Raw genomic sequence first — 26,702 nt, forward strand, 5'->3', positions numbered from 1 at the left:
CCGGACGTGGTTCGCGGTTACGAAGACATCAAGCTCGGCAACATCGAGCTGTACAAGACTCGCCTGCGCGAACTCGGAAGATCGCACTCAGATGTCTAGAAAAGCAATCCCAGCTGATGTCTCTTGGGACGCGCATGTCAGTCTAACTAGCTGCGGCTTGGCGCACCTTCGGTCGATGGGGACAACCGATAGGCTTGAAATGTACTCAATTGACTGTGAGGATACTGCCAGCGTCATTCCCCGGCTTACGACCATATTTTGGCGCCTTGGTGTCGAACTTCGGGACTTGTCTACGTGGAAGTCGTTGGCGGGCAAGCCTAAGCAAGGTGTGTTGATCATCTGTAACCGACCGCCGCGTCTAGAAGCAGAGTTTCTGGTTAAACGAATGAACAACTTGGTCGGTGTGGTCAAAATCCGTACGATAGGCCTAGATTCTGCCCGGCATTGCCGACGCGGCAGTGCGCCGCGGAATGAGGTAGCTCCTGACGCGAACGCCCCGCTGCGGAGCGGCTCTCTTTGCTGTGCTGGCCCGTCCGGGTGCCGTTCGGTGTCTGACCGGCCGGAGCTGGTCGAGAGGTGCCGTTGTTCATCGGGCGGCGTCGGCGGCTGACGGGCCCGGTCAAGTCGGCCCTGCCGACCCCTGCCCATGCCGATGGGAAACGGTTGCGGCGACAGCGGATCGACAAAGCCCTACACGCGCTCATCATTTCAGCCATGCGTCCACGGCGTCTCGATCGACGGACCCGCGAAGTCCTCGTCACCGCAGTCGGCGACAGTGCGTCGTTCGAGTTTTGGCGCGAGTTCCTCACCGGCGCCGAAGACCGCAAAAGCGTTGCGGCACTGGAGAAAGATGTCTGGATCGACAACTGGAACCAGGACCCGAAACCCTTCGTCTGGCGCAAGACCGCCGAAGAGATGCTCGTCTCCTCGCCAATATATATCGAAGATTCCAGAACCAGCACACTAGTGCAACGCAAGTCCACGCGGCTGTACCACATGTGTTGTTGCTAGCTCACTTCGATACGTTTCGGCTTGGGGGTGTATTTGGCGGTCGTGATTGATTCTTGTTCTCGTCGGATGCCGACAGCGCACAGAGCTGCTATCGCAGCACCTCGACGCTGGTTCCGGCTGTTCCTCTTACCTATCGACCTCGGCCGCCAATCGCGCCAGGGCCCCGATGTCCGCGGAACGACTACCTGCCGGCCAGGCCAGCACCGTGGTGATCGCGACGGCATCGGTGACCGGGATCGCCACATGTTGTGGCCACTGCCACGCACGACTGGAGGCAGGAATTACCAAGAGCGCCTTGCCCATGCGACTAGCTGGGCTATAGCCGATTGGGTACGCACCTCCGGCCCAGGACCCTCCGGGTAGCTGCCGTCAAGTTTCGGCCACCGGGCCAACGGCAGATCGGGGATATCTCGAATCAGGGAAAGCGTGACATGCGTCCGCGTCGCGAGAAAGTGGCCCGCAGGAACAATGGCCACCTGCCCCTCGGCGAGCATATCTTCGGTGTCGAAGCCGTAGAGGTCATCGACCGGCCGGTGCATGATCGCCATATCGGCCCGGCCACCACGCAGCAGCGCCGCCTGCTCCCCGACCTCACACAGCAGCACCTCGATATCAGGAATGTCACTCCGCTTGGCAGCCTCCTCAAGCAGCTCAAGGGACGCACCTGCTTTCGTCGCAAGCACCAGCTGTCCCCGAGGGCCTCCGGCTCGCCGAGTCCGGTGAGCCGCAGCCTCGACCGCCTCGATCACCATGCGCGCCTCGCTCACCCGGACCCGTCCGGCGTCGGTGAGCTCGACGCCGCGACGGTCGCGCTCGAACACCTTCACGCCGAGCCTCGACTCGAGTCGCTGGATCGCACACGACAGCGGCGGCTGCGCGATACCGAGCCGGTCTGCAGCCCCACTGAAGTGCAGCTCGTCGGCAACGGCGAGGAAATACCGGAGCTCACGCGTTTCCAGATCAGACACGTCCACCGGCACGTTCATCATCTACGAGCGCTGGTAAAACCACGAGCTGCTCGACGCTCATCTGAGCGCACCGCGCATGCAGAAACTCGTCCCGCAGATGCTTGAACTGATCGACGGTTCCATCGAGGACGGCATTCGTTTGCTGCTGCCCTTTCGGCCCGACCACTAGAAGGGCCCTCGTCGGCGGTCCCCTTCCACCCCGGGAGGCGACAAGTCTTACCGCCACCCCGAAAGTCGCTGGTGCTCCGCGTGTTTCTCCGCGCAGGGTAGCGGCACCACCACATACCAGAAAGAGAACTATCACCACGACATTGATCACCGGTGGTAACAGGAGCCTCGGCCACGAAGTGGCACGCCGCCTCGTCCAGGCCGGACAGACAGTCTGGATCGGAGCCCGAGACGCCGAGAACGGCCGTGCGTCCGCCGACCGGCTCGGTGCGCACTTCATCCAACTGGACGTGACCGACGATTACGTCACTGTCGGGCGGGAACCAGCAGATCACCCGTACCACCACACCCTCGTGATAAGAGTGCGAGGTCCGCCACACTCGGTAGCGACCCGACTGCCGCACCCGTTTGAGACCCGGCATATCGACCACCCGCGGTCGTCGCAGCTGTCGAAGTCCGCGAAGGCCTTGAACAGCTATGGCCTTGACGTCGAAGAACTTGTCAGACAGTTCCTCGAATGCTTCGGACGCTAGAACCCGCATGTGATGCGTCCGGGGGTCCCGAGCAACTGCTCGAGACCCCGAAGCATCCCGCAAGGTTCTTCAGAACCTTAAGAACCTCCCCTAACTCGGAACTTGTCCCCATCCAAAACGCGATTCTTCGTGAAGAACGATGTTTCGATACCGCCGGCTCGGCTGTTCTGGCGGTCATTCAAAATGCACATGCTGTAGCCAGCACGACACGACACCTCGTCCCTGCCTCCGAAACACCGCCCCCCTTGAACAGCGGAAACGCACCCGCCGTTCTCGGAAAGGTAACGGCTTATAAGCGAGTCATCGGCCGGATGTCAGTCAGCTGACGGAGGCTGTCGGTACGGTGGCCGAGCCATTCTTGTGGAGATATCGAAACCGCCCGGTACCCGGGCGTGACCACGAGGAGCGGACCATCAACACCATCGCGCAGCACTGGATCAACGGACAGTGGACCGGCTCCGGCTCGGTTCTGGAATCGATCAACCCGGCCGACGGCACAGTCGTCGGCTCGTTCTACGACGGTGGCGAGGCGGAGGCCTCGGCCGCCGTGGACGCCGCCGTCGCCGCGTTCGAGACCACCGAATGGGCGCGCACTCCCTCGCTTCGGGCGACCGCACTCAGTCGGCTGGCCGACGCCCTCGAAGCCCGGGTACCCGAGGTTGCGGCCATGTTGTCCCGGGAGAACGGCAAGCTGCTAGGCGAGACCACGTGGGAGGTCAGCGGTGCGGTCGGGTGGCTACGGTACGCGGCGGCCTCTGCGCGCACCCAGAACGCCGGGCGCGCCGCCGAGACGGAACCCGGCCAGTACACCCACTCGGTGCCTGAACCGCTTGGTGTCGCCGGGATCATCTCACCCTGGAACTCCCCCATCATGCTGACTGTGCGGGCGCTGGGCCCGGCGCTGGCCGCCGGCTGCACCGTCGTGGTCAAGCTTCCAGCTCAGACGGCGCTGACCAATGAGCTTTTCGCGCAGGCCCTGGCCTCGGTCACGGAGATCCCGGCGGGCGTGGTCAGCGTGTTCACCGAGTCCGGCAACACCGGGGCCCCGTTCCTGGTCTCCTCCGACAAGGTCGACGTGATCAACTACACCGGCAGCACGCCGGTCGGGCGCCGTATCGCGGCCGCGGCCTCCACCACGCTTAAGCGGCTCGGTCTGGAACTGGGCGGCAAGGCGCCGATGGTGATCCTTCCTGACGCCGATCTGGACATGGTGATCCCGACCGTGGTGCAGTCGCTGGTGCTGATGAACGGACAGTTCTGCTGCACCGGCTCCCGTGTACTGGTGCACCGGGACATCGCCGACCAGGTGCGAACTCGACTCACCAACGCGCTCGCGCAGGTGCGGCTCGGTTCGGGCGACGACAAGGATGCCCAGCTCGGCCCGGTGATCGACAGGGCGTCCGCCCAGCGGGTGGACGCGATCGTCGAGGAAGCCACCTCATATGGCACGGTACTGCTGCGCGGCGGCGTGGTCACCGACGGTCCCCTGGCCGCCGGTGCGTTCTACCGGCCGAGCCTGATCGAGGTGGACCGCACCGACGTCCGGATCGTGCAGGAAGAGGTCTTCGGTCCGGTCCAGACGTTCGAGATCTTCGACGACGAGGACGACGCCGTGACCAAGGCGAACGCCACCATCTACGGCCTGGCCGCCTCGGTGTTCAGCTCGGACTCGATGAAGGCCCGCCGGATCGCCCGGCGCATCCGTACCGGCACTGTATGGATCAACACCTGGGGAGCTATCAGCGAGGACTTTGAGGAGGGCGGCGTCAAGAGCAGCGGTTACGGCTATCTATGCGGCCCGCGAGCGATTGAGGAGTTCCAGGCCCTCAAGGTGTATGTGGAGCAGGACCACGCCCAGTCCACTCACTGATCAGAACATGACTCGCCCGGAGCCCGCCCGGGCTCCGGGCCCTCGCATGAGAAGGCCGCACCATGCCGTCGATTCTGATCACCGGAGCGACGAACGGTCTTGGTCTGTTTTGGCTGAGGAGTCTGACGAAACCGAGCACCAGTTGCTTCTGCACGATCGCAACCCGCAGCAACCGGTGCCGATGGCGCAACATTTCAGGGCCGAGCAATTCATCGCCGACTTGTCCGCTCCGGCCAAGACCCAGCATCTCGAGGCCGAAGTGACGGCACGACACCCGCAGCGGCTGGCGGTGAAACCATCCGAGCCCTGTGCTGTTCACCTGGCAACTGCTGCCGCTGTTGCGCGCGGACAGCCCATCACGCAGCGCCAACATCGCGTCGGTCGTGCAGGAACCGATGGAATCAAAACGCAACATTACGATTTGGAGTGGTCCATGAACGAGAGACTTGTTTCCCATGCCTACGGTGCCGACGATCCCGGACTGCCAAGCCCACCGACAGTGACAGACGTCCGGCATATGCTCCGGGAGCAGAGACGGAACGATCTCGCGAACGCCGAACCCCGTCTCGGCCCCACCGTTCCGGCCGTCGTCCGGCCTTGGAAGCTGTGGCTGCTCACCGTGTGCGCTATCTACCCCACCATCGTCCTGCTGGGCCTGGCCACGAACCCTGTTCTGGAAGATCTGTACCTGCCGGTACGACTTGCTGTACTCGTCCCGGCGGCAGCAGCAGCGATGGTCTGGCAGATCAATCCCCGACTGCAGCGGCGTTTCGGAGCTTGGCTCACCAGATGACAAGCAGCCCAACTCCGCCGCCGGTACGCTCCACGGCGCCCGCACATTACAGACCACTGAGCAGGCTCACGGCGCGAGGCCGCGACGAGACCCACCGCGGCGTCTCCTCACTGGAGCTCTTCTTCGACCTGTGCTTCATCGTGGCCATAGCCCAGGCAGGCGCCCAGTTGGTGCACGCCATAGTCGAGGGACACACGGGCGATGGGATCCTCAACTACTTGATGATCTTCTTCGCTATCTGGTGGGCGTGGATGAACTTCACGTGGTTCGCCTCGGCTTACGACAACGACGACGTGCTGTATCGGATCGTCACGCTGATCCAGATAGCCGGCGTGCTCGTCCTGACGGCAGGGGTCTCCCAGGCGTTCGAGGAACACGCGTACCCGGTCGTCATCCTGGGCTATGTGATCATGCGGCTAGCCATGACGGCGCAGTGGCTGCGCGTGGCGCGGTCGAGCCGGGGCCCCGAGCGGACGATGGCGCTGCGGTACGCCATCGGGCTGTGCCAGATCGGCTGGCTGGGGCTACTGATCCTGCCGGAGGCCGGCCGCCCGTGGGTCTTCCTGGTGATGGCGCTGCTGGAGATGGCCGTACCGCTGTATGCGGAGCGCGCCCACCCCACGCCCTGGCACCCCCACCACATCGCTGAACGGTACGGGCTGCTCACGCTCATCGTGCTCGGCGAGACCATCGCAGCGGCCACCGTCGCCGTGAAGTCGGGGATCGACGAGCACGAGGCTCTGGGTGAGTTGGTGCCCATCGCCGCCGGCGGACTGCTGATCATCTTCGCCGCCTGGTGGGTGTACTTCGCGGTGCCCATCCACGGGCACCTCCGGTCCAACCGGCAGTCCTTCCTCTGGGGTTACGGCCATTATCTGATCTTCGTCTCAGGTGCCGCGATTGGCGCCGGCCTGGAGGTGGCGGTGGAGCAGGCAGTGGGCAAGGCGCACCTTTCGGCGCTGTCGGCGTCGGCGGCGGTGACGCTGCCGACAGCGCTGTTCCTGCTCACGGTGTGGGCGCTGCACTCGCACTTCTACAAGGTAGGAATCGCCCAGCAGTCGGTGCTGCCGGTCACCGCGCTGCTGGTAGTCGTCTGTACGTTCCTGGGTCACTGGACGGTGCTCGCGGTGGGACTGGTGGCGGCGCTGGCGGTGACAGCCGGGGTGACGCTAACGGCGCTCGGGGCCGGCCCGGAGCGCCGGAGAGGCGAGGAAAGCGCCGCGGTGCCAGCTCTGTGAGGGAACCCTCGCCGCCGCGGGAAACTGGCCGGCGCTGCGTACGAAGGCGCCCGCGCCGTGCGTCCGGTGCCCCTGCTCAACGACGGCGACACGTTGTTCACGCCGACGCCGGGGATGCACCCGCTCGGCACCGCGAACCCGCTGGCCCCGGACGACGCTCTCACGGCGGGGCGCGGACGCGGTGACTCACGCGACCGTACGCGCTGTGGGCACCGCCGAGTAGGTCACGCAGTCATCGACGGAGCCGAGACCGCCACGGCCCTCAACGTTGCTCAGGCAGCCAATGTCGACGCCACCCCCATCACCGTCCCCAGCCAACTCGAAGGGCTTCCCCAAGAAGACTGACATCGAGGGCTTGTTCTCCACCAAGGACGACCTCTGGCTCCTCAACAGGGCCAGGGGGCAATTCCGGTCTGGGTCACTCTCGGCGATCTCGTTCTCGAATCATCAGCGCCGCAGGGCCTTCAGACCTGCGGTCAGACCAGGGATCCGGGTCGGCAGACCCAGGTGGGCAATACGGCCGCGATGGTCGCCGGGTCGGGCAGGGCGGAGAAGTGGAGCAGGTGGACTCGGGAGCGGCGTCACCGTCGCCGCGTTCCTGGTCTTCGGCGTCGTCCTCGTCGACGCCGACGATCCGTCCGTCTCGGTCGCATCGGACGTGGATTTTACGCCGACCGCTGGCGTAGACGCGGGAGGCGAACTGCTCGGCGAGCCGTTCATCATGACTGTGCAGGTCTCGGAGGACGGCGACGAGGGGGCGGTAGCCGGCGGAGGCGACCGGCGCGATGATCCGCGTGACCTTCGTGCTGTCGTTGCGGTGGGACTGCAGCGCCTGGCTGGTGTTCTGCATGCTCTTCGTCTAGAAGCTGTGGGTGGCGGCGAAGCAGATGGTTTCACGCTCCGTTTGCCGGTAGGTGCGATAATCACTGGGCAAGTGCGTGGCTGGTGGATCGACCGCTTCGCGAGGTACAGCGAAGGACGCGGCGAATGTGGGCGAGGTCAAGGACAGACACGAGCGTCGGCCCGGCCGGACTGGTCGGCCGGGAGGGGGAACTCGCCGAGCTGGCGGCGTTCCTGGACATGGCCGGGACGAATGGAGCCGCCCTGCTGCTCACCGGCGATCCGGGCGTGGGGAAGACTGCGCTCCTGGACGCGACAGCCGAGCTGGCGGTGGCGAAAGGAGTGCGGGTCGTCCGCGGGAGTGGCGTCGAATACGAGACTGACATCAGCTTCGCGGGACTCCACCAGCTCGTCGGTTCACTGCCGGACGAGCTTGGTCGTCTGCCGCGTTCCACGCGGGAGGCCCTCGAGGTTGCCCTCGGTCTCGGCGCCGGTCCCGCGTCGAGCCGGATCGCCGTCCTGAACGCGGCACTGGCCCTGTTCGACGAGGCCGCGAAAGAGCAACCGTTCCTCCTCGTGGTCGATGACCTTCATGCCGTCGACCAAGCGAGCCAAGCTGCGGTGGGTTTCGTCGCCAGAAGACTGGGCGGTCGCCGCATCGGGCTGCTGGGAGCACAGCGAGAGGAGTCCGACGAATCCTTCCGGTCCGTCGGCCTACCGGAGCTCAAGATCGCGCCGCTGGACGACGCGGACGCCCTGCGACTGCTGTCCCGGCGTTTCGCCCACCTCCCCCGCCGGGTGCTTTCAACCGTGGCCCACGAGGCACAGGGAAACCCCCTTGCTCTACTCGAGTTCGCCGGGTCGACGGGGGCGACCGGCGACGAACACGGGCAAGGGACGGCGTGGGCGAGCGGCCCAGGGCGGGACGTGCGCGCTTTGTACGGCGCCCGCGTCGCACGACTGCCGCAGAGAACACGCGAGGTACTGCTGCTCGCAGCTCTCGAGGGCTCCGGCGACATCGGCATTCTCGAGGCAGCCGGCGGGCCGGACAGCCTCGAGCAAATCTCTCCCGCGGAGCGTGACCATCTGGTCATGGTCGCGGAGAACGGCCGCGCGGTGCGCTTTAGGCACCCGCTGGTCGGGTCCGCGGTGGTCGACGGTTCCACCGGCGAGCAGCGGCGCAGCGCCCACCGCCAACTGGCCGACGCGCTGGGCGACCAGCCCGAGCGGCGCGGTGATCACCTCGCGAGAGCCACGACGGCGCCTGACGAGGCGGTCTCCGCCGCCGTGGAGTCGGCAGCCCGGAGCAGCCTGCGACGCGGTGACGCCGACGGCGCCATCGCGAGGCTGCGGCGTGCGGCCGAACTGAGTCCCGACCGAGGGGTCCGCAGGCGCCGCCTGTCGAAGGCCGCCTACGTAGCCGCCTGGGTCGCGGGTCATCTGGAGATCAGCCACGAGATCATGCGTGAGGTCGAGGGCGATCCGGCGGCCCGGTCGCTCTCGGCGGCCGCGGCGGCCGGCTTCCTCGTGCTCGTCACGGAAGGCGAAGCCGATACCGCGCACGCGCTCCTGATGGAGGCGGTCGAGCAGGCCTCGGTGATACCCGGACCGCCGCGTGAGGAGCTGGAGACCGCGCTCTTCACTCTCACCCTCGCCTGCCAGTACTCGGGCCGACCCGAGCACTGGCAGCCTCTGGTCAACGTCCTCGATCAGCTCCCCGAGGCATCGCCCGCCGCCGCGGCGTCACTGGGGCGCGTCCACCACGACCTCGGTTCCATCACCGACAGCATGCTGCGCCACCTGGACGAGGAGATCTCGCGGCTGAGGGACAAGAGTGACGCCGACGTGGTCATCCGCACCGCCCTGACCGCCTCGTACCTCGACCGGCTTCCGGGCTGTCGCGAGGCCGTATCCCGGGTCATACGCGACGGCGGCGCGCTGGGGTCGAGCATGCCAGCCCTGATGTTCGTCGCCCTCGACGACCTGTACAGCGGCCGGTGGCGGACGTCGGCCGACGCCGCGGACGAGCTCATCGCACTGTCCGAGGAGACGGGATACCACTTGTTCGCCCAGGTGGGGCACTACATCGCGGCGATGACCGCGGCCCAGCGCGGCGACCTCGACGCGTGCCGCCGCCACTGTGAGGCCGTCTGGGAGTGGGCTAGGCCCAGGGGATTGCAGCGGCTGGAGAACTGCGCCCACCAAGCGGCGGCGCGGGCGGCCCTCGGCGCCGCCGACTTCGAGACGGCCTTCCGGCATGCCACAGCGATCTGCGCCCCGGGCGTGCTGCCGCCGTTTAACCCCGAGGCCCTGTGGTCCGCGCCGGACCTCGTCGAGGCCGCCGTGCGCACCGGGAGGCACGCGGAGGCACGACGGCACGCGGACGCGCTGCGCGACGCCGGTGTCGGCCACCTCTCGTCGCGGCTCGCGCTGAGCTCGGCCATGGTCACGGCGATGACATCGACTGCCGAGGACATGGTCCGGTACTTCGAGGAGGCCCTCGGACTGCCGGACATCGAGCAGTGGCCCTTCGAGGTCGGTCATGCTCGTCTGGCGTACGGCGAAGCGCTTCGCCGGCAAGGACTCAACCGTGACGCCCGGGTGCAGCTGGCCGCCGCCCGCGACTGCTTCGAGGAACTCGGGGCCCATTCGTGGGCGGCCCGGGCCGCTGCAGAGCTCCGCGCCACCGGCATGACGCGGACCGGCCGGGGTAAGTCCGGTGAGGCCCTCACCCCGCAGGAGCTGGAGGTCGCCAGGCTGGCGGCGACGGGGCTGTCCAACCCGCAGATCGCGTCGCGTCTGTTTCTTTCGCCGCGGACTGTGTCATCGCATCTCTACCATGTGTTCCCGAAACTGGGGATCACGTCGCGGGCCGAGCTCCGCGACGCTCTGGATGCGCTGCCTCCCGAGCCTTCGGCCGCCCGGCTGTGAGCGCTACCGGCCGGGCCCCGGCACTGACGTAAGCGAGCCGCCGGCCGGATGTCAGTCAGCTGACGGAGGCTGTCGGTACGGTGGCCGAGTCATTCTTGTGGAGACATCGAAACCGCCCGGTACCCGGGCGAGACCACAAGGAGCAGACCATGCCGTTCGTCACCGCCAGCGACGGAACCGAAATCTTCTACAAGGACTGGGGCTCGGGCCGGCCGATCATGTTCCACCACGGCTGGCCGCTGAGCTCGGACGACTGGGACTCCCAGCTGCTCTTCCTCGTCCAGCGGGGCTACCGTGTCATCGCCCACGACCGCCGCGGGCACGGGCGCTCCGCCCAGGTCGGCCACGGGCACGACATGGACCACTACGCAGCGGACGCCGCCGCCGTGGTGGCGCACCTCGGCCTGCGCGACGTCGTCCACGTCGGCCACTCCACCGGTGGTGGAGAGGTCGCCCGGTACGTTGCCAGGCACGGTGCGGGGCGGGTCGCCAAGGCCGTCCTCATCGGAGCGGTCCCGCCGCTCATGGTCCAGACCGAATCGAACCCGGAAGGGTTGCCGATCGAGGTCTTCGACGGCTTCCGCGAGGCCGTGGTTACCAACCGCTCCCAGTTCTACCTCGACCTCGCCTCCGGGCCGTTCTACGGGTTCAACCGCCCGGGCGCGGACATCTCCCAGGGCGTCATCCAGAACTGGTGGCGCCAGGGAATGACCGGCAGCGCGCAGGCGCACTACGAGGGGATCAAGGCATTCTCGGAGACCGACTTCACCGACGACCTCCGGGCGATCGACGTGCCCACGCTCATCATGCACGGCGACGACGACCAGATCGTCCCGATCACCAACTCCGCCGAGACGGCGGTCACGTTGGTCAAGAACGCGCGTCTGAAGGTCTACCCGGGGCAGTCGCACGGCATGTGCACCGTGAACGCCGACACCGTCAACGCCGACCTCCTCAGCTTCATCGAGAGCTGACACCGGTCTGGCACCGACACTCAGCCCGTCAGCACGGAACAGAACAGGAATCACCATGACCGCAACACCTACCGGCTACGTGACCGTCGTCTGGGACGCAAAGGCGAAGGCCGGCAGGGAGGCCGAGCTCAAGGCGTTCATCACCGCCGCCGTCACCCCCTCGCGCAACGACCCCGGCAACATCGACTACGAGGCCCACGAAATCGAGGGCAGACCCTGCGAATTCGTCATCTACGAACGCTGGGAGACACGCGCCCACCTCGACGCCCACCTCGCTGCACCCCGGATGCGGGAACTTGTCCCGCAGATGCTCGAACTGATCGACGGATCCATCGAGGACGGCATCCGCCTCCTGCGCCCGTTCCGTCCCACCCACTAGCGCCGGACGCCCGCCGGCGAGCCGCACAACCGCGAACCTACCCTGCGGGTGCTCCCGTTGACCGCTTTTGCGGGAGCACCCGCTCCGACGACATACACAGGAGAGACACAACGTGACCATCACACTGATCACCGGCGGCAACAGGGGTCTCGGCCACGAGATCGCGCGCAGACTCGTCCAGGCGGGCCAGACGGTCTGGATCGGAGCCCGGGACGCTGAGAACGGACGCAAGGCCGCCGACCGGCTCGGCGCCGACTTCGTCCAGCTGGACGTGACCGACGACGCGTCGGTCGACGCGGCGGTCAAGACGCTGCGCGCACGGGTCGGCCACCTGGACATTCTCATCAACAACGCCGGCATCCTCGGTGAAGTCACGGCCCCCGAGGACATGACGGTCGACCAGATCGGCCACGTCTACGAAACCAACGTCTTCGGACTGGTGCGCGTCACGCACGCGTTCCTGCCCCTGCTGCGGAAAGCGGCCGCCCCGTCCGTCGTCAACGTCACCAGCGGCCTCGGCTCGTTCACGCTGACCCACGACCCTGAGCGGGTCGAGTCGCAGTATCCGCTCGCCGCCTACGGCTCGTCAAAGAGCGCGGTCACCATGCTGACCACGCAGTACGCCAGAACAATCCCCGACGTCCGCTTCAACGCGGTAGACCCCGGGCAGACCGCGACCGAATTCACCGGCCACATCGGGCAGAGCGTCGAGGAGGGCGCCGAGGCAGCGGTGCGTATCGCCACCCTTGGGCCCAACACGCCCACCGGCACGGTGACCGACCGCACCGGCGTGCTCCCCTGGTGACGGCGACAAGCCCGACGCCAGGACAGGCTTGGCAACCGTCCTCACTCGGCACACCGGACAGGCCCAGTATCGGCCACTTGTTCTCCAGCGTCACCGTGCCGCTCATATCGTCTCCTCAGTTCCGTGGTCAACCCGAGGAGAACATGATCGTCCGCGTGGTCAGATTCCACCGAAGGATCAAGACGCTCAAACGGCAAATGTATGGACGAGCTGGTTTCGACTTGCTCCACAAACGAATACTTCTCATTCGTTGACACATTCAGGACCAATCACGGAAATTGCTCCAAAACATTATTAAGCCTGAATCCACCGACGAGCCCGTGAGAGTCAATGCGGATGAAAGGCCCGAGCAAGCGCTGCTTCCAGACATGGTGTGACCGCTGGTCTACCCAGCTTTTCCACGATTGAAAGGTGTCGGGCCGCTTCCGGCGATTCGGTCAGGTTTCAAGCGATGGACGGCGGGCTGTGTCCGATAGTGTTGGCCCACAATCGAAGCCACGCAGCGGACCACGGCCAGTGAGTCGGTAGTCGCAGAATCGGTTTTCGTTGCGGCCGACACAATCGAGCTGGGATGTTGACGATCTTGCGTCGGAGCGTCGCACCTCGGGAATGAGAATACCGATCACCGGCAAGAACGCCGGTAGCTCGAAGCAGATTGTGGGCGATCGCCGCGCACAACACCCACGCGGAGTTCGCCCCGAACTTCCCCGACGGCATGTGTGCAAGTGGTCCGTCAATGAGATCGGCGAACACGGTTTCGATGATCGCGTGCCGACGGTGGGTGACATCTGCGTCGGCGGTGAGCCCGGTGGTGCTGGTGAAAAACGGGTGATACCGCCAGACGGGGAAACAACGCGTCCGGAAATCGCGCATCTTTGACTCGGCGCACGATCAACCGGGCGGTGACCGGGTTCTTGCTGGAAGCGAAAGCGGTGTAAGTGGTTTCGGCGACCTCGGCATCGGAAATCCAGGCACCGTGTCGGGGTCACGGACCGCGCCGGGATACTTCACGGGTGTCCAGGTTTCATCGGCAATCGAATCGATGGCGCGCGCGACGGCGGTGTTCTTGGCCATCACGACCGAGAATTCGACTTTCGCGCGCAAGCAGGCGGTCACGACGGAACGAGTGCCGTAGGCGGAGTCGCCACGAACGAGGATTGTGCCCGATCTGTACTTGTTTCTGCCGAATCGAGGCCGGTAGTAGTTGGTCACGCAGTGCCGACTACGGCAGCGGAACCGCCCACACCAGGGAGGTCCCACCGCTGGGCATCTTGTGGACAGTCAATGAACCTCCGCACTCGGTGGCGCGACTGCGGAGGTTGTCGAGTCCACTCGACGCCACCGAATCGGCGATGCCGATGCCGTCGTCGGTGATGTCTATTCGGATGTCGTCGCTGATCGAGAGCGCGACTTTCACAGTCCGTGCTCGGGCATGGCGAACGGTGTTACTGACTCCCTCCCTGATCACCGCCACCGCGTGATCGGCCATGGTCTGGTCGATGACCGACAGAGGACCGTTCACGCGAATAGTGATGCGCACGGATGAATCCGCGGACATTTCGTCGACGGCATCGTGCAGTCTGGCTCGCAGTGTCGACTCCGAGAGCGTGCTGCCCTGCAGGTGGAAGATGGCGTTGCGAACATCTTGGACAACTTCTTGCAGGTCGTCGATCGTGGCCGCCAATCGAGCTTTCGTAGTCTCGGAAGGGCTTTGCTGGGCGGTGACCTGCAACGAGAGGCCGGCGGCGAAGATACGTTGAATCACACTGTCATGCAGGTCGCGGGCGATCCGATCACGATCCTTGAGCACGTCGAGTTCACGTAATCGCCTCGCCGCATACGCCATTTGAAGTGCCACAGCGGCCTGGTCGGCGAAAGTGGTCAGCAATGCCAGTTGTTGTTCGCTGAAGGGCTCGGCGTTTCGCTCTCGCAGCGCCACCAGGACACCCGAGACCGAGTCCGGTGTCTGCAGTGGAGAGACCAACGCCGGCCCATACTGCATATGAGAGCCACGATTGACGTCGAATTCGAGGTGTTCGCCGCGGATAGAAGTACGAGTGAGGAAGGACCTGCCGATCGTCGAGCCGATCGCCGGAATCACGTGCCCGACAACTTCTTCCGGCGAATTGCCGTCCGCGACGGTGACGACCAGGTCGGAGTCCGGGCTGAGTGCATCGACTGGTTCGGCGATGAAGGTGCGGTCCGCACCGGTGAGTTGACGAGTTTGCCACGCGATCAGGCGGAGCACGTCCTCGACAGCGACTCCCGAGAGCAGTGCTTCACCTATTTCGCGGGTTGCCTCGAGCCAGAGTTGCCGCGAAGTGGATTCCTCGAACAGTCGTGCATTTTCTATCGCGACCCCGGCCGCGGACGCCAACACTTCGACGACCGCCTGGTCCTCCTCGGAGAAGGGGCCTCCCCCGAATTTCTCGGTGAGGTAGAGATTTCCGAACACGGTCTCACGGACCCGGACAGGCACGCCGAGAAAGGTGTTCATAGGCGGATGGTGGGGCGGGAATCCCACGGAGGAAGGGTGCGAGGACAGTGTCGTCATTCGTAGTGGCTGCGACTCGGTCACGATAGACCCGAGAAGGCCGCGACCAGTCGGCAGCGGACCGATGCGGGCGCGAGTGAGTTCGTCGATGCCCTCGTAGACGAACTGTGTGAGCTGGTCGTCGTGTCCGCGGACTCCAAGTGCGCCGTAGCGAGCGCCGACGAGCTCGATCGCGGCATGCACGATCGAGCGCAGCGTCTGTTCCAGATCAAGGCCGGCGCCGACGACAAGCATCGCCTTCAGTAGCCCATCGGTCCTCTCGCGAGCAGCTCGACTTTCGATGTGATCGTCGGGCAGCTCCGAGTGCGCGATGGCGTCGGTTTGCTCTGGCTCCGCGGGTACGGTGGGTTCCGTCATCGCCGGTTCAGTTTCAGTGTGCGTTTCGATGCGAACACCGCTGCTTGGGCTCGACGTTCCAAACCTAGTTTGGCCAGGAGCCGCGACACGTAGTTCTTGACCGTCTTTTCAGCGAGAAACATGCGCTCGGCGATCTGACGATTGGTCAGACCTTCCCCTAAAAGGGCGAGAAGTTTACATTCTTGATCGGTCAGGTCGCTCAGCTCGTTGTCCGCTTCATCAGCGGCTCGGAGTTTGCTCATCAGAGCAGCGGCGGCGCGATTGTCCAGCAGGGACTTTCCGTGGCCGACGTCTTTGATCGCCTTCGCCAAAGCCATGCCGGTGATGTCCTTGACGATATAGCCGTGCGCGCCGGCGAGAATCGCGTCAAGCATGGCCTTGTCTTCGTGAACGACGTCAGAATCAGGCACTTGACGTCGGGGAGTTTCGAATGCAGTTTCTTGCACAGTTCGATGCCGTCACCATCGGGCAATCGCACGTCCAGCACCGCCACGTTCGGGCGTAACGCTGGGATTCGAGCCAGAGCGTGCGCGTAAGTTCCTGCCTCACCGATCACGGTGAGATCGGGATCATTGTTGATCAAGTCGACCAGACCACGTCTGACCACTTCGTGGTCGTCAACGAGAAACACCGAGATCACAACTGTTCTCCTCTTCCCCGCCCCTCACCAGCCTACGGATCTCTCACTGGCGATCGGCGCCCTGAAGCTGATTATTCGAGGTCTTTTGTCACTTGTTCCGTACTTAAACTTCAGGGCTCCGGACGGCCGCTCCCCTCGGTCCCTCGATGTCGACAGACGAGCATCTCGAGGACTACTACTAAGTCCCCTTTTGGGACAACAGTGGCTTTCGGTGGCCGTTCGGCCCTACCTGATCGTCCGGTCGGCCGAGCATCCTTGGCGGGTAATTGAATTCACCTCTTCACCTGTAAAGGAAAGTTCGATGCACATGACGCACACCGTGACCCGATCGTCGAGGGAAAGAAGCTCCATCGCTTCGCGAATCGTCGAAGAGGAAGCGACTACAGATCCATACGGCCCCCGTCGTGCTGTGACGGTCGCACGGTTGGCGTTGGAGTTCGCGGGCCAGTTTTCCCTAGAAGGAGTGGAAATCGTCCTCGACGGGTGCATTCTCGACCTTTCCTGGGTGTCCTACGCAGCGATGCCCGAGTTGAGCGAACGGTTGGCCCGTCAACGCATCTCGAGCTACTGCCACAGCAAGAACAGAGGATTCAGGTGACACCACTGCCCTGGACTATCCGTGAATTGGCCTGCGGCAGCATAAGTGATCGTCGAGATTCGACCTCGCACGACACAAAAGCCAGCGCGGAGTGGTTCGTGTGCGGCGACGAAACCTGCGCCAGCGCGCACTTCACGAAACGCCCACGATCATGACGGCCGCGCCCCAGCCCGCGATCCCGGACGGACCCGACAACGACAGTAGCGGCCCGACCCACGACGAGCCGCACACCAGTGGCGTGTCGTCACGGCTGAACTGGCTACGCGCGGGCGTACTCGGCGCCAACGACGGCATTGTCTCCGTCGCAGGCCTCGTCGTCGGAGTCGCTGCCCTCTCCACCGATCGCGGCCCGATCCTGACCGCCGGAGTCGCGGGCCTCGTCGCCGGCGCGGTGTCGATGGCACTCGGCGAATACGTCTCGGTAAGCACCCAACGCGACACCGAACGCGCACTGCTGGCCACAGAACGCCACGAACTCGACCACACCCCGGACGCCGAACTCGACGAATTGATCGCGATGTACCAGAACAAAGGCCTGAGCGAAGAAACCGCCCGCCACGTCGCGGGGGAATTGACTGCTCACGATGCCTTCGCCGCACACGTCGACATCGAACTAGGAATCGACCCCGATGCATTGGCCAACCCGATCTCGGCGGCACTGTCATCAGCAATATCGTTCACCGTCGGAGCCATGCTTCCCTTGATCGCGATCCTCGCCCCACCGCCCGGGGTGCGGGTGCCGGTGACGTTCGTCGCTGTTCTGCTTGCGTTGGCTCTGACCGGCGCAGTCAGTGCACAGTTGGGCGGCGCCAGTCGCCGACGCGCGGTGGTTCGCGTGGTCGTGGGAGGGGCCCTGGCAATGATCATCACCTACGCCGTCGGCCAGTTACTCGGAGTGGCAGGGGTCTGACAGCATTCCGACCCGACCGTTGTCGTCGAGGTGGTGTGTGGCCTGTGGAACACCTCTCCGAAACGCGCACCGATCACCTGGTCAGCAGAGCGCCAGCCCGAACCGGCTTCGCCATCATCAGAATTCGAATACCAGGCGCGCGGTGACACGGCCGGCGAGAATGTCGTCGAAGCATTCGTTGACGTCGTCGAGTTTGCGCGAAACTGCAGATACGGTGGTTTTTCCGGCGGCATGAAGCTCGAGCACCTCGCGCAGATCCTCACGTGTGCCGACTATCGATCCCAGAACGGAGATACCCCCGACGACGGTGTCGAAGATCGGGATCGGAAACACACCATGCGCCGGCATCGAGACACAGACCAGTCGGCCCCCGCGCCGAAGTGAGCGGAACGCTTGGTCGAAGACGCTCGGAACGACCGCCAGCACGATCGCGACATCCGCACCGCCAAGCTTCTGGATCGCTTCAACGGGGTCTTCGGTCAGTGAGTTGACAGTGTGGTCCGCCCCCAATGTTGCGGCGAGCTTGAGCTTGTCGTCCTCGATGTCGATTGCCGTGACAAAACCTCCGGCGATCCTGGCGTATTGAACTGCCATGTGCCCCAAGCCGCCGACACCGAAGATCGCGACACGTTGCGCTGGCCTCACCCCACCGACCTTGACCGCCTTGTACGTGGTCACACCCGCGCAGGTGAGCGGGGCAGCATCGAACGACGAAATCGAATCGGGAACACGAACTACGTACTGTGCTTGCGCCACAGCATATTCGGCGTAAGCCCCGTCGATGGAGTATCCGCTGTTCTGCTGCTTCTCGCACAGTGTCTCCCATCCGGAGACACAGTGGTCGCACTCACCGCACGCGGAACCGAGCCATGCGATCGCGACACGTTGACCGATACGATCGCGGGAAACGTTCTCTCCTGCCGCTTCGATCACTCCGATACCTTCGTGACCGGGCACGAAGGGGACGGTGGGTTTGGCGGGCCAGTCGCCCTTCGCTGCGTGTATATCGGTGTGGCACAGTCCGCAGGCTTCGATCTTGATCAGAACTTGGTCCGGCCCAGGCGTTGGGATCGCAATGTCCTGGACGACCAGGGGTGCTCCGAACTCTGTCACTACTGCTGCTCTCATCGCGATCATCCTCAGATTGGGGTGGACTCGAAAAGTCGACGGCCGATCTCGGCGCCGCACCTACTGATGCTCCCGCGACCAAGCACAGCCCAAGTAGGGTCAGAGGTCACCCCGGCAGGTCGAAGGACCCCGAATGCTGAACACCCCAAAAGGTCGGGCCCATGATTTCCTGCAGTCATGGCCGCCCATTTGCCTATGATTCCCATTTCCGCACTGCCTATCGTCGAATCTCTCGCCGGAATCGCCTCAGGAGAACACTGGCATCACCGTAAGAGCGATGAGGTGCACCGCTGCTTCGGCGGTGCGGCCATGCATGTTGCCACTGGTGCGGCGGTGCCGACACCGGTGTTTCACCGGAACCGCGGTGCACTTCCGGGCGTATGTGTCCATGGCGGTCTTTCGGCCCTACTCGACTTAAGCAGCAACCGAGCACACTGGACAAACACGGCGGTCACGCGATGAACGACGACAGAACGGCGATGAGGAATCCCGGATGGACATCTCCCACACCCCCGTTGGCGTGCGAGCGCCCATGCCATGCAACACAATCCGTTTACCCACGCACTGGCCCACCCTACGAAAGGCGCTCACCGGTGTCTACGATCGCGATATCGCTGGGTTGCGGTGAGAGCCGTCGCGGAGCGGAAGCGCGACAGTCCATTTGGTGCCGATCCGAAAAACATTGAGCCACAATTTTTTTCGATCACCGTTGGCGAAGCAAAGAATCTGTGTTCACGTCCTCAGGTGCGAAACGAAGGAAGGTTCACACAGGACAGTGGCCCGCAGTTGCCGCTGGTGGATCATGTCCGAGAAAGGGGACCGAGATGAAGGTGTCGTCGTCGATGATGCATGTACGCGACTTGGATCGTTCTGTGCAGTTCTATCGTGATGTGTTCTCCTGCACTACGGGCCTGCGCACGCCGGACTCGGCGTTGCTCCTGACCCCTGACGGATTTCACATCTACATGCACGCGAAGTCTGCATTTCACCCCGTCGATGCCGGCATCACCGGAGTCCTCTACATCATGTGGTCCACCGACAGCGAAGACGAATTCACACAGATAGCGGAACGGATGCGCGCGCACGACGCGTCGGCATCAGTCTCGACGTCCGACGGGCTGACGCTTCTCGACGGACGCGACCCGGACGGAATCAGAATCGTCATCGCGTATCCGAGCCCGACGCAGTTCCCGCGCGAGGTGATCGCTGCCCGATTCCGCGGGTAACCACCCTCGCATGATTCGCAACCGGAAAGCTGTCGACACCGCCGCTGGCCGGCCACTTGCCAAGATGGTGGTGGGCCAGCGACCAGTCTGCAGGGCACTCTCTCTGACGGCGCCCTGCCTGCTATGTCGTCTCGTCGACAGGTTCGAGGGCCGTACCAGCTCAGCAGCGGCTCGATCTAGCGTGGCATCGCTTCGGCGTTCGCGCGGAGTGTGTGCAACATTTTCCTGCTCATCACGAAACCTATCGGTTCGACGATCGAGCATCCGAAAGCAAGGCGGCTGGCCCATGACTGTCCATGTGAGTATCTCCCCCGCTCGATCAGTCGTGTTCTGTCCGAGGTTATGGGACGTAGATGGAACGACCACAGAGCATGGTCGGCTATGTCTGGGCCTTCGCCGAGAAGAACCATTGTCGTGCCGCGTTTGATCATCGTCACGGTCAGAGGGGGTGATTTCGGGTGCAGAGCTACCTTGTCACCCACTTCGAGGAGTTGGAAGTCGGGATTGATACCTGCCGCACTCGTGATGTTACATCCCACCATGTTCTCCAGTCCGCGATAGCTGTAGAAACCCGCACGTTGTTGGCCTATTTGAATCAGCCACGGCCACAACTGATCTGCTGCGGAATCGACAGTGATCGCGTGTGTGTACGACCATGACGCGTTCGGGACGAACTCATCCCCGGGAAGCGTCTCTGCGATCTCCGATGCCGTCGCACCCCAGCCAATTCTCCACCGACGCAACGGCCTCGATGCAAGTATGTGAAAAGCAATGAGACCAGCACCGCCGATCGATTCCGCAGCCTCATTCATTCCGCGCCCACATCCTCGTGCTGCCCAGCCGAGACGCGGCTGGTTTCGCTCCAGGCCCCTCGGGCACCGAACTCGCCTGTGCACCCCGCTGTCGTCGACGCGACTTTCGGCCACGCCTCTGCAGAGGTGGTTGTCGGATCCGCGACTGCACCGATTGCCGCGAAAGCGGCATTCGACCAGGCAAGCGGGTGGAGCGCTTCTGGGTCGGCGGCGAATACTGTGGTCACAACGGTTGGCAGCACATGTGCAGGACTGTGGTCGATGGTCGTCACGGGAGCCTCAATTGTTTTGTCTTCGAATCGGTTCGACACCAGTTTTGGGTGCGGTCTACGCGTCTCGACGTCTGAGCATGTAACCGGCGAAGCCGATCAAGAGTACGGTCCAGATCACCGCGACGCCGAAACCTTGCCATGCCGAGAGCAGATCTCCGGGGGCTTGCTTCGGTGAGGCGATCAAGCTCCCGGCCTGCGAGGGTAAATAGGCGTGGACGTGCTGCCCGATACTGCCGGGCAGCAGCTGAGCAAGGGGCGCCAAAACGAGAACGAAACCGATGATGCCGGTGACGGCTCCCGCTGTGTGGCGGACGAGAGCGCCGATCGCGATCGCTATCACTCCCAGCACCGAAAGGTACAGACCCGCACCGACTACGGCTCGCAGGACACCCGGATCACCCAACGACACCGACACACGCGACCCCATCACCGCCGATCCGACAAAGAACGCCGGAAAGGCCGCGAGCTCGCCGACCACGAAGACCACAACCATGAACAGTCCGGACTTGGCGGCCAGGACCGGTATCCGCGCAGGAACCGCCAGCAGGCTCGCTCTGATCGTTCCGCTGGCATACTCGCTGGTCATGACGAGAACGCCGAGGACACACACCGCCAGCTGTCCGAGCTGAAAACCGGCGCCGAGAATCTGGCGAGTAGGGTCGGCCACAATCTGCATTTGGGCCAGCGGATCGACTCTGTCCCAGTACGCCACGGTAAACCACGTGAACAGCGCAGTGAAACCGACAGTGACGACAACCAGCAGCGACAGGGACCAGATCGCCGAGCGGAGCGATACGAGTTTGGTCCACTCCGATTTCAGCAATCCCACAAAATTCAGGCTGCTGAGGTGCTGCGCAGGCGCAGCGGGTTCGTCATGGAACGCGGAGATACTCATCTCGCGGCGCTTTCTGTGGCGAGAGGCATCAGCGACCGCTCGTGGGGCGTCATTGCAGGGTGGGTGAGGTTCATGAACGCTTCCTCCAACGTAGCCACTTCCGGTGTCAGCTCGTAGATCGCGATGTGATGCTGATTGGCGAGTTCGCCGACACGCTGAGCGGAAATATCACGCACGGTGAGTGCGCCGTCATCACGCGCGCCGGTATGCCCGCCGGCCGAGGCGATACGTTCGACGAGTGCCGGCGAATCGGATGACCTCACCAACACCGAGGTGTGGCTGCTTCGAGCGACCAATTCCTTGGTGGTGCACTGTGCTATCAGTTTTCCGTGATCGATCACGACGAGGTTGTCAGCGGTTTGCGCCATTTCGCCCATGAGATGGCTGGAGACGAACACAGTTCTTCCCTCGCTTGCGAGGTGCCTCATCATGGAGCGCATCCAGAAGATGCCGTCTGGATCCAATCCGTTGATCGGTTCATCCATGATGAAGGTCGTCGGATCCCCCAAGAGTGCTGCTGCGATTCCCAAACGTTTGCGCATACCGAGCGAAAAGGAACCCGCACGTTCTCCCTCGACGTCACGGAGGCCGACGAGATCGAGGACCTCATCGATACGGTGCCTCGAAATAGACTGTGTTTGAGCGAGATAGAGCAGATGGTTGTACGCCGATCGACCTGGGTGAACAGCCTCGGAATCCAAGAGTGTGCCGACTTCACGCAAGGGCTGACGGAGCTGGGTGTAGTTCAGGCCGTTGATGTGGGCGTGTCCATGACTTGGGTAGTCGAGCCCGACGATCAATCGCATCGTGGTGGACTTGCCTGACCCGTTCGGTCCGAGAAACCCTGTCACTGAACCGGATTCGACTTCGAAAGACAGGTTGTCGATCACAAGCTTGTCGCCGTAGCTCTTGCTGAGCTCTCGAACTTCGATCGTGTGGCTCATCACGGCCTACCAGAATTCGGTTGCGCAGACGCTGTCGGTGCGGTGCAGATCGTTCCGGGCCATGTATCGGTCGCACAGGCCGCGGCCTCGCGTTCCTCATCGCTGGCACTCACGTGAAATTGCGGGCTGCGATCGCGCATCCCCTCGGCTCCCGGAGTTGCTGTAAGCCTACGCATATGGGTTCCTTCGTCGGAGGGATGAACTGAGGGAGCGGACAGGGTCTGTGGTAATCGGCAACGCTGTCAGGAGACCGGTATCTCTTCGGTCTCGCGATGAACCTCGATTCGACAGTCCTTCACCACAGCGGCGACGGCAGCAACTGCGACCAGAACAGGTGCCGCTATGGCGACCACGACGCCAACCGTGACCGGAATCTCGAAAATAGTGTGGTCATGGTCGTTTTTCACCACAATTCTTCGGACGTTGCCATCATGTAGCAGCTTTTTCACCGCATCAGTGACCTCAGCTCCCTGAACCTGGAAGCTGTTCGTAGGAGGAGCGGCGCCCATGGATCCGTTTACTGAATTTCCCTGTTCCTGCATAGTCGACATTCCGTTCTGTACCAACGCACGATGTGGACGCGGTGCGATATCGGGGCGCCGGGTAGCCGATCGACTACCCGTCATCAGTGTCGAGGACGGCATATCGCGTGCGTAGAGTCTTTGTACCTGCGGGGCAGTTCTTTACGGATGCAGATGTCGAGCGCCGCACAGCACTAGTGAGCTCGGGGCTCTCGAACTGATGATGACCTTCGCCCAGACCGTGGGCACCTACTCGCAGTGGCAGGGTCTTTCGGCAGTCCGCACCACTCGGCCCCGCTGGTCGTCGTGGTGACCAGTGACCCTATGGTCGGGTCGCTGAACCGGCGATCATCACAGGATGGACAGAGCGCGAGCGGGAACTGAACGCGCCGACACGTCGGCGTCTGGGCCGGCCACGATGCTGGGTTGGCGCGTCCTTGAACCCACGTCGATCCATGCGCACCCTATGACGTTCGGGCGCATTCCGCGGCCCACGATTCTGCCTGACGAGCTTCTCGTCAGAGTCGTCGCGTGCGGGGTCTGCCGGACCGATCTTCACGTCAGTGAAGGGGACCTCCCCATCCACAAATCCGGTGTGGTCCCCGGTCACGAGGTCGTCGGGTTGGTCGAGGAAGTGGGAGCTTCTGTATCCGGATTCGCATTCGGTGATCGAGTCGGGGTGCCATGGCTGCACTCCACATGTGGCAGCTGCCGTTTCTGTGTGCGGGGGGCCGAAAATCTGTGCCCGAATTCCACGTACACGGGCTGGGACGTCGACGGCGGATACGCCGAATACATTTCCGTTGCTGCAGCATTCGCGCTTGCGTTGCCTTCGGGCTACAGCGACGTCGAGTTGGCGCCGTTGTTATGTGCTGGCATCATCGGCTTCCGCGCTCTCGAACGCACCGATCTGCCCGAAGGTGGGCGTCTGGGTATCTACGGTTTCGGAGGTAGCGGGCATCTGGCGGCGCAGATCGCGATGGCACGAGGATGCGAAGTGCACGTGATGACGCGCAGTCCTTCGGCGCGCACACTCGCACTCGAGTTGGGCGTGGCCTCCGTTCAAGGCTCGCACGATCGACCGCCCGTGCCGCTCGATGCGTCGATTCTGTTCGCCCCTGTCGGCGACCTGGTTCCTGTTGCGCTCGAGTCCTTGGATCGAGGGGGTGTTCTGTCGATCGCCGGTATTCACCTGTCGAACATCCCGCCGATGAACTATCAGCGGCACCTCTTCTACGAACGTCAAGTGCGCTCGGTGACAGCCAACACCCGCGTCGATGCCGTCGAGTTCCTTGATTTTGCGGGCCACCATCATCTGGATGTCAGGGTGCAGCGGTATCCGCTCGCCGACGCGGATCGCGCGCTCATGGACCTGGCTGACGATCGTGTCACCGGTGCTGCGGTGCTGGTGTACTGATGAGCCGGTCCGCGTTACCTGTTACCTCGCTCGATCCGTCGAAGGCGCCCGACGAATACGGTGCGGCTGAGGCGTCCGTCGCCGAGTTCGCGGACGTACTCGCGTTGTTGGATACCACCTCGGCTGGATTGACTAGCGCAGAAGCATCACGGCGGCTCGCCGAGTACGGCCCCAATGCCGTCCGCTCGCATCGCGTCAGTGCCACCGCGGTCCTGGCCCGTCAACTGAAAAGCGCGATCCTTGCGCTCCTCGCTGTCACTGCGGTCATCTCGTTCTTCTTGGGCGACCGAAACGATGCCGTCATCATCGGCATCATCTTGACGGCGAGCATCGGGCTCGGATTCACCAACGAATACCGGGCGGAGCGGGCGAGTGCAGCGCTCCATTCGCAGGTACGGCACACGGCGGTGACACTACGAGACGGATCCGCGACGGAGGTCGACGTCGCCGATCTGGTACTCGGCGACATCCTTCGCCTCACTTTGGGGTCGGTGGTTCCCGCGGACCTGCGGCTGATTGCCGTCAACGGACTCGAGTGCGACGAGAGCATGCTCAGCGGAGAGTCGCTTCCAGCACCGAAATCGTTGTCTCCGTTACCTTACAGCCCCATCCCGCTTTCCGCTTTGTCCACGAAAGTGACCGGGGCACCATTCATCTGCCCAAGGACGACAATGACTATTCCGCGTCAAGCACCACGCTCTGACAGTATTCCCGGGTCTGACGCCCGAGCCACCACTCTGCCACTTGCAGCGCTTCTCCCTCTGACTGCGACGGCATTCCTCGCCATCGTCACCGAGACACTTCCCGCCGGACTGCTCTTACAGATCTCCTCGGGACTGACCATCAGTGAATCCGCAGCCGGTCAGATGGTGAGCGTGTATGCGCTGGGTGCTGTCATCGCTGCGATTCCGGCCATCACTCTTACGCGAGGTTTGCGGAGAAAACCGATCCTGCTGGCAGTCGTTACGGGGATGCTCCTCGCGAACACCATCACCGCGGTCGTCGACTCGTTCACCGTTACGTTGGTCGCACGATTCGTCGCCGGAGCATTTTCCGGTGTGCTGTGGGGCATGCTCGCCGGCTACACCCGGAAGATCACTCCAGCAGCGAAGACTGGAAAAGCACTCGCCATCGCGATGGCCGGCACGACAATTGCGTTCTCCATCGGCACACCACTGGGGACCTACCTCGGATCGGCGCTCGGGTGGCGCTGGGCATTCACGATCTTGGCCGTCTTCTCCGCGATTCTCCTCGTCTGGATCGTCGGCGCCGTTCCTGACGCCCCCGGGCAGGAACAGCAGACCCGCACACCGCTCCAACGCGTTGTCACAGTCCCCGGTGTCGCGATCATACTGTGCATCGTGTTCGGATGGTTTCTCGCGCACAACATGCTGTACACCTACATCGCGCCCTTCCTGACCTCCGTCGACGCCGGATTACGGGTCGACGTCGCCCTTCTCGTCTTCGGCTTCGCATCCGTCGGCGGTATCGTGCTCACCGGCTCGATCATCGACCGGGCACTGCGCAAGATGGTGCTGCTCAGCTTGACCGCATTTGCCGCCGGAACACTGGCCCTCGGCCTGGCAGGCGGAAACACCCTGGTGCTACTTGTCGCCGTGATCCTGTGGGGCGGAACCTTTGCCGGAGCATCGACCCTGCTACAGACAGCAGTGTCGGACGCCACCGGACCCGACGCAGACGTAGCCAACTCCATGTTGACCACGGCCGCGAACCTCGCGATCTTCAGCGCGGGGACGACCGGCGGAATCCTTCTCGACAACGCCGGCCCCGGATTGTTCCCGTGGGCGGCACTGGCAGTGATCGTCGTCGTCTTCGCTCTCGCGTTCGCCGGGCGTCGCGCGGCAATCGTTCCCGGTCGCCGCACCGACCGACTGCCGACATCTTCGTCCTGATCGAC

Annotated in this window: 24 protein-coding genes and 3 pseudogenes; 15 read left to right on the forward strand and 12 right to left on the reverse strand. The window is 63.7% G+C overall.

Annotated elements, in window-relative coordinates; translation table 11 throughout:
- Positions 1–741 precede the first annotated feature (741 nt).
- Positions 742–825 (forward strand): annotated as a pseudogene (locus PCS43_RS33485) (transposase); the annotation flags it as partial.
- A 312-nt stretch (positions 826–1,137) separates the two neighbouring features.
- Here the strand turns inward: PCS43_RS33485 and PCS43_RS19310 are convergent.
- Complete coding sequence (locus tag PCS43_RS19310; RefSeq protein ID WP_231915025.1) at positions 1,138–1,314, reverse strand: hypothetical protein; 177 nt, start codon at positions 1,312–1,314, stop codon at positions 1,138–1,140.
- The gene (locus PCS43_RS19315; protein WP_231915024.1) at positions 1,293–2,000 is read right to left on the reverse strand and encodes a LysR family transcriptional regulator; all 708 of its coding nucleotides are present in this window, start codon (positions 1,998–2,000) and stop codon (positions 1,293–1,295) included. The genes PCS43_RS19310 and PCS43_RS19315 overlap by 22 nt, the downstream gene beginning before the upstream one ends.
- 326 nt (positions 2,001–2,326) lie before the next feature.
- Between PCS43_RS19315 and PCS43_RS19320 the strand changes: the two genes are divergently transcribed.
- The 5 genes from PCS43_RS19320 to PCS43_RS19340 all read left to right on the forward strand — a co-directional run bounded on the left by PCS43_RS19320 (position 2,327) and on the right by PCS43_RS19340 (position 6,926).
- The gene (locus PCS43_RS19320; protein ID WP_064074420.1) at positions 2,327–2,680 is read left to right on the forward strand and encodes a hypothetical protein; all 354 of its coding nucleotides are present in this window, start codon (positions 2,327–2,329) and stop codon (positions 2,678–2,680) included.
- 343 nt (positions 2,681–3,023) lie between these two features.
- Entirely contained in the window at positions 3,024–4,550 is a 1,527-nt protein-coding gene (locus tag PCS43_RS19325; RefSeq protein WP_007728168.1) for an aldehyde dehydrogenase family protein, read from the forward strand.
- Positions 4,551–4,983: 433 nt separating this feature from the next.
- Positions 4,984–5,343 (forward strand): hypothetical protein, encoded by a 360-nt coding sequence (locus PCS43_RS19330; RefSeq protein ID WP_064074421.1) that lies wholly within the window; start codon positions 4,984–4,986, stop codon positions 5,341–5,343.
- On the forward strand, positions 5,340–6,581 hold the full coding sequence (locus PCS43_RS19335; RefSeq protein WP_064074422.1) for a low temperature requirement protein A: 1,242 nt from the start codon (positions 5,340–5,342) through the stop codon (positions 6,579–6,581). Before PCS43_RS19330 ends, PCS43_RS19335 begins: the two co-directional genes overlap by 4 nt.
- A 57-nt stretch (positions 6,582–6,638) precedes the next feature.
- Positions 6,639–6,926, forward strand: coding sequence for a hypothetical protein (locus tag PCS43_RS19340; protein ID WP_064074423.1), 288 nt, complete (start codon positions 6,639–6,641; stop codon positions 6,924–6,926).
- 73 nt (positions 6,927–6,999) lie between these two features.
- On the opposite strand, the gene PCS43_RS19345 is transcribed toward PCS43_RS19340, so the two are convergent.
- Positions 7,000–7,431 carry a hypothetical protein gene (locus PCS43_RS19345; RefSeq protein ID WP_064074424.1) on the reverse strand — a complete coding sequence of 144 codons (432 nt, stop codon included), beginning with the start codon at positions 7,429–7,431 and terminating at the stop codon, positions 7,000–7,002.
- Positions 7,432–7,568: 137 nt separating this feature from the next.
- On the opposite strand from PCS43_RS19345, the gene PCS43_RS19350 reads away from it, so the two are divergent.
- The 4 genes from PCS43_RS19350 (at position 7,569) to PCS43_RS19365 (ending at position 12,510) form a co-directional block, all read left to right on the forward strand.
- Positions 7,569–10,352 carry an ATP-binding protein gene (locus tag PCS43_RS19350; protein WP_064074425.1) on the forward strand — a complete coding sequence of 928 codons (2,784 nt, stop codon included), beginning with the start codon at positions 7,569–7,571 and terminating at the stop codon, positions 10,350–10,352.
- Positions 10,353–10,501: 149 nt separating this feature from the next.
- On the forward strand, positions 10,502–11,326 hold the full coding sequence (locus PCS43_RS19355; RefSeq protein WP_064074435.1) for an alpha/beta fold hydrolase: 825 nt from the start codon (positions 10,502–10,504) through the stop codon (positions 11,324–11,326).
- 55 nt (positions 11,327–11,381) lie between these two features.
- Positions 11,382–11,705 (forward strand): putative quinol monooxygenase, encoded by a 324-nt coding sequence (locus PCS43_RS19360; protein WP_054801418.1) that lies wholly within the window; start codon positions 11,382–11,384, stop codon positions 11,703–11,705.
- A 112-nt stretch (positions 11,706–11,817) separates the two neighbouring features.
- Positions 11,818–12,510, forward strand: coding sequence for an SDR family NAD(P)-dependent oxidoreductase (locus PCS43_RS19365; protein ID WP_064074426.1), 693 nt, complete (start codon positions 11,818–11,820; stop codon positions 12,508–12,510).
- A gap of 444 nt (positions 12,511–12,954) precedes the next feature.
- On the opposite strand, the pseudogene PCS43_RS19370 reads toward PCS43_RS19365, so the two are convergent.
- The 3 genes and pseudogenes from PCS43_RS19370 to PCS43_RS19380 all read right to left on the reverse strand — a co-directional run.
- A pseudogene (locus PCS43_RS19370) lies at positions 12,955–13,677 on the reverse strand (transposase); the annotation flags it as partial.
- A gap of 55 nt (positions 13,678–13,732) precedes the next feature.
- On the reverse strand, positions 13,733–15,421 hold the full coding sequence (locus PCS43_RS19375; protein WP_064074427.1) for a sensor histidine kinase: 1,689 nt from the start codon (positions 15,419–15,421) through the stop codon (positions 13,733–13,735).
- Positions 15,418–16,061 (reverse strand): annotated as a pseudogene (locus PCS43_RS19380) (response regulator). The gene PCS43_RS19375 and the pseudogene PCS43_RS19380 overlap by 4 nt, the downstream one beginning before the upstream one ends.
- 307 nt (positions 16,062–16,368) lie before the next feature.
- Between PCS43_RS19380 and PCS43_RS19385 the strand changes: the two are divergent.
- Positions 16,369–16,659, forward strand: a complete 291-nt coding sequence (locus tag PCS43_RS19385; RefSeq protein WP_231915190.1) for a hypothetical protein — start codon at positions 16,369–16,371, stop codon at positions 16,657–16,659.
- 151 nt (positions 16,660–16,810) lie between these two features.
- Entirely contained in the window at positions 16,811–17,569 is a 759-nt protein-coding gene (locus PCS43_RS19390) for a VIT1/CCC1 transporter family protein (protein WP_082893182.1), read from the forward strand.
- A 117-nt stretch (positions 17,570–17,686) separates the two neighbouring features.
- On the opposite strand, the gene PCS43_RS19395 is transcribed toward PCS43_RS19390, so the two are convergent.
- Complete coding sequence (locus tag PCS43_RS19395; protein WP_064074438.1) at positions 17,687–18,697, reverse strand: zinc-dependent alcohol dehydrogenase; 1,011 nt, start codon at positions 18,695–18,697, stop codon at positions 17,687–17,689.
- A gap of 842 nt (positions 18,698–19,539) precedes the next feature.
- Between PCS43_RS19395 and PCS43_RS19400 the strand changes: the two genes are divergently transcribed.
- Positions 19,540–19,923 (forward strand): VOC family protein, encoded by a 384-nt coding sequence (locus tag PCS43_RS19400; RefSeq protein WP_331712743.1) that lies wholly within the window; start codon positions 19,540–19,542, stop codon positions 19,921–19,923.
- 176 nt (positions 19,924–20,099) lie between these two features.
- On the opposite strand, the gene PCS43_RS19405 is transcribed toward PCS43_RS19400, so the two are convergent.
- The 5 genes from PCS43_RS19405 to PCS43_RS19425 form a co-directional block, all read right to left on the reverse strand.
- Complete coding sequence (locus PCS43_RS19405) at positions 20,100–20,735, reverse strand: hypothetical protein (protein WP_064074428.1); 636 nt, start codon at positions 20,733–20,735, stop codon at positions 20,100–20,102.
- Positions 20,732–21,007 carry a hypothetical protein gene (locus PCS43_RS19410; protein WP_156525029.1) on the reverse strand — a complete coding sequence of 92 codons (276 nt, stop codon included), beginning with the start codon at positions 21,005–21,007 and terminating at the stop codon, positions 20,732–20,734. Before PCS43_RS19410 ends, PCS43_RS19405 begins: the two co-directional genes overlap by 4 nt.
- A gap of 55 nt (positions 21,008–21,062) precedes the next feature.
- A complete protein-coding gene (locus PCS43_RS19415; protein WP_064074430.1) occupies positions 21,063–21,902 on the reverse strand; it encodes an ABC transporter permease in 840 nt (279 codons plus the stop codon).
- Positions 21,899–22,846, reverse strand: a complete 948-nt coding sequence (locus PCS43_RS19420; RefSeq protein WP_064074431.1) for an ABC transporter ATP-binding protein — start codon at positions 22,844–22,846, stop codon at positions 21,899–21,901. Before PCS43_RS19420 ends, PCS43_RS19415 begins: the two co-directional genes overlap by 4 nt.
- Positions 22,847–23,088: 242 nt before the next feature.
- On the reverse strand, positions 23,089–23,388 hold the full coding sequence (locus PCS43_RS19425) for a DUF4342 domain-containing protein (protein WP_197486168.1): 300 nt from the start codon (positions 23,386–23,388) through the stop codon (positions 23,089–23,091).
- 397 nt (positions 23,389–23,785) lie between these two features.
- Here PCS43_RS19425 and PCS43_RS19430 point away from each other — a divergent pair, with 397 nt between their 5' ends.
- Positions 23,786–24,784 (forward strand): zinc-binding alcohol dehydrogenase family protein, encoded by a 999-nt coding sequence (locus tag PCS43_RS19430; RefSeq protein WP_064074439.1) that lies wholly within the window; start codon positions 23,786–23,788, stop codon positions 24,782–24,784.
- Positions 24,784–26,697 (forward strand): MFS transporter, encoded by a 1,914-nt coding sequence (locus tag PCS43_RS33490; RefSeq protein WP_082893180.1) that lies wholly within the window; start codon positions 24,784–24,786, stop codon positions 26,695–26,697. The genes PCS43_RS19430 and PCS43_RS33490 overlap by 1 nt, the downstream gene beginning before the upstream one ends.
- Positions 26,698–26,702 lie beyond the last annotated feature (5 nt).

The sequence above is a fragment of the Rhodococcus sp. C-2 genome, from assembly GCF_027854095.1.
Lineage (GTDB): Bacteria > Actinomycetota > Actinomycetes > Mycobacteriales > Mycobacteriaceae > Rhodococcus_F > Rhodococcus_F qingshengii.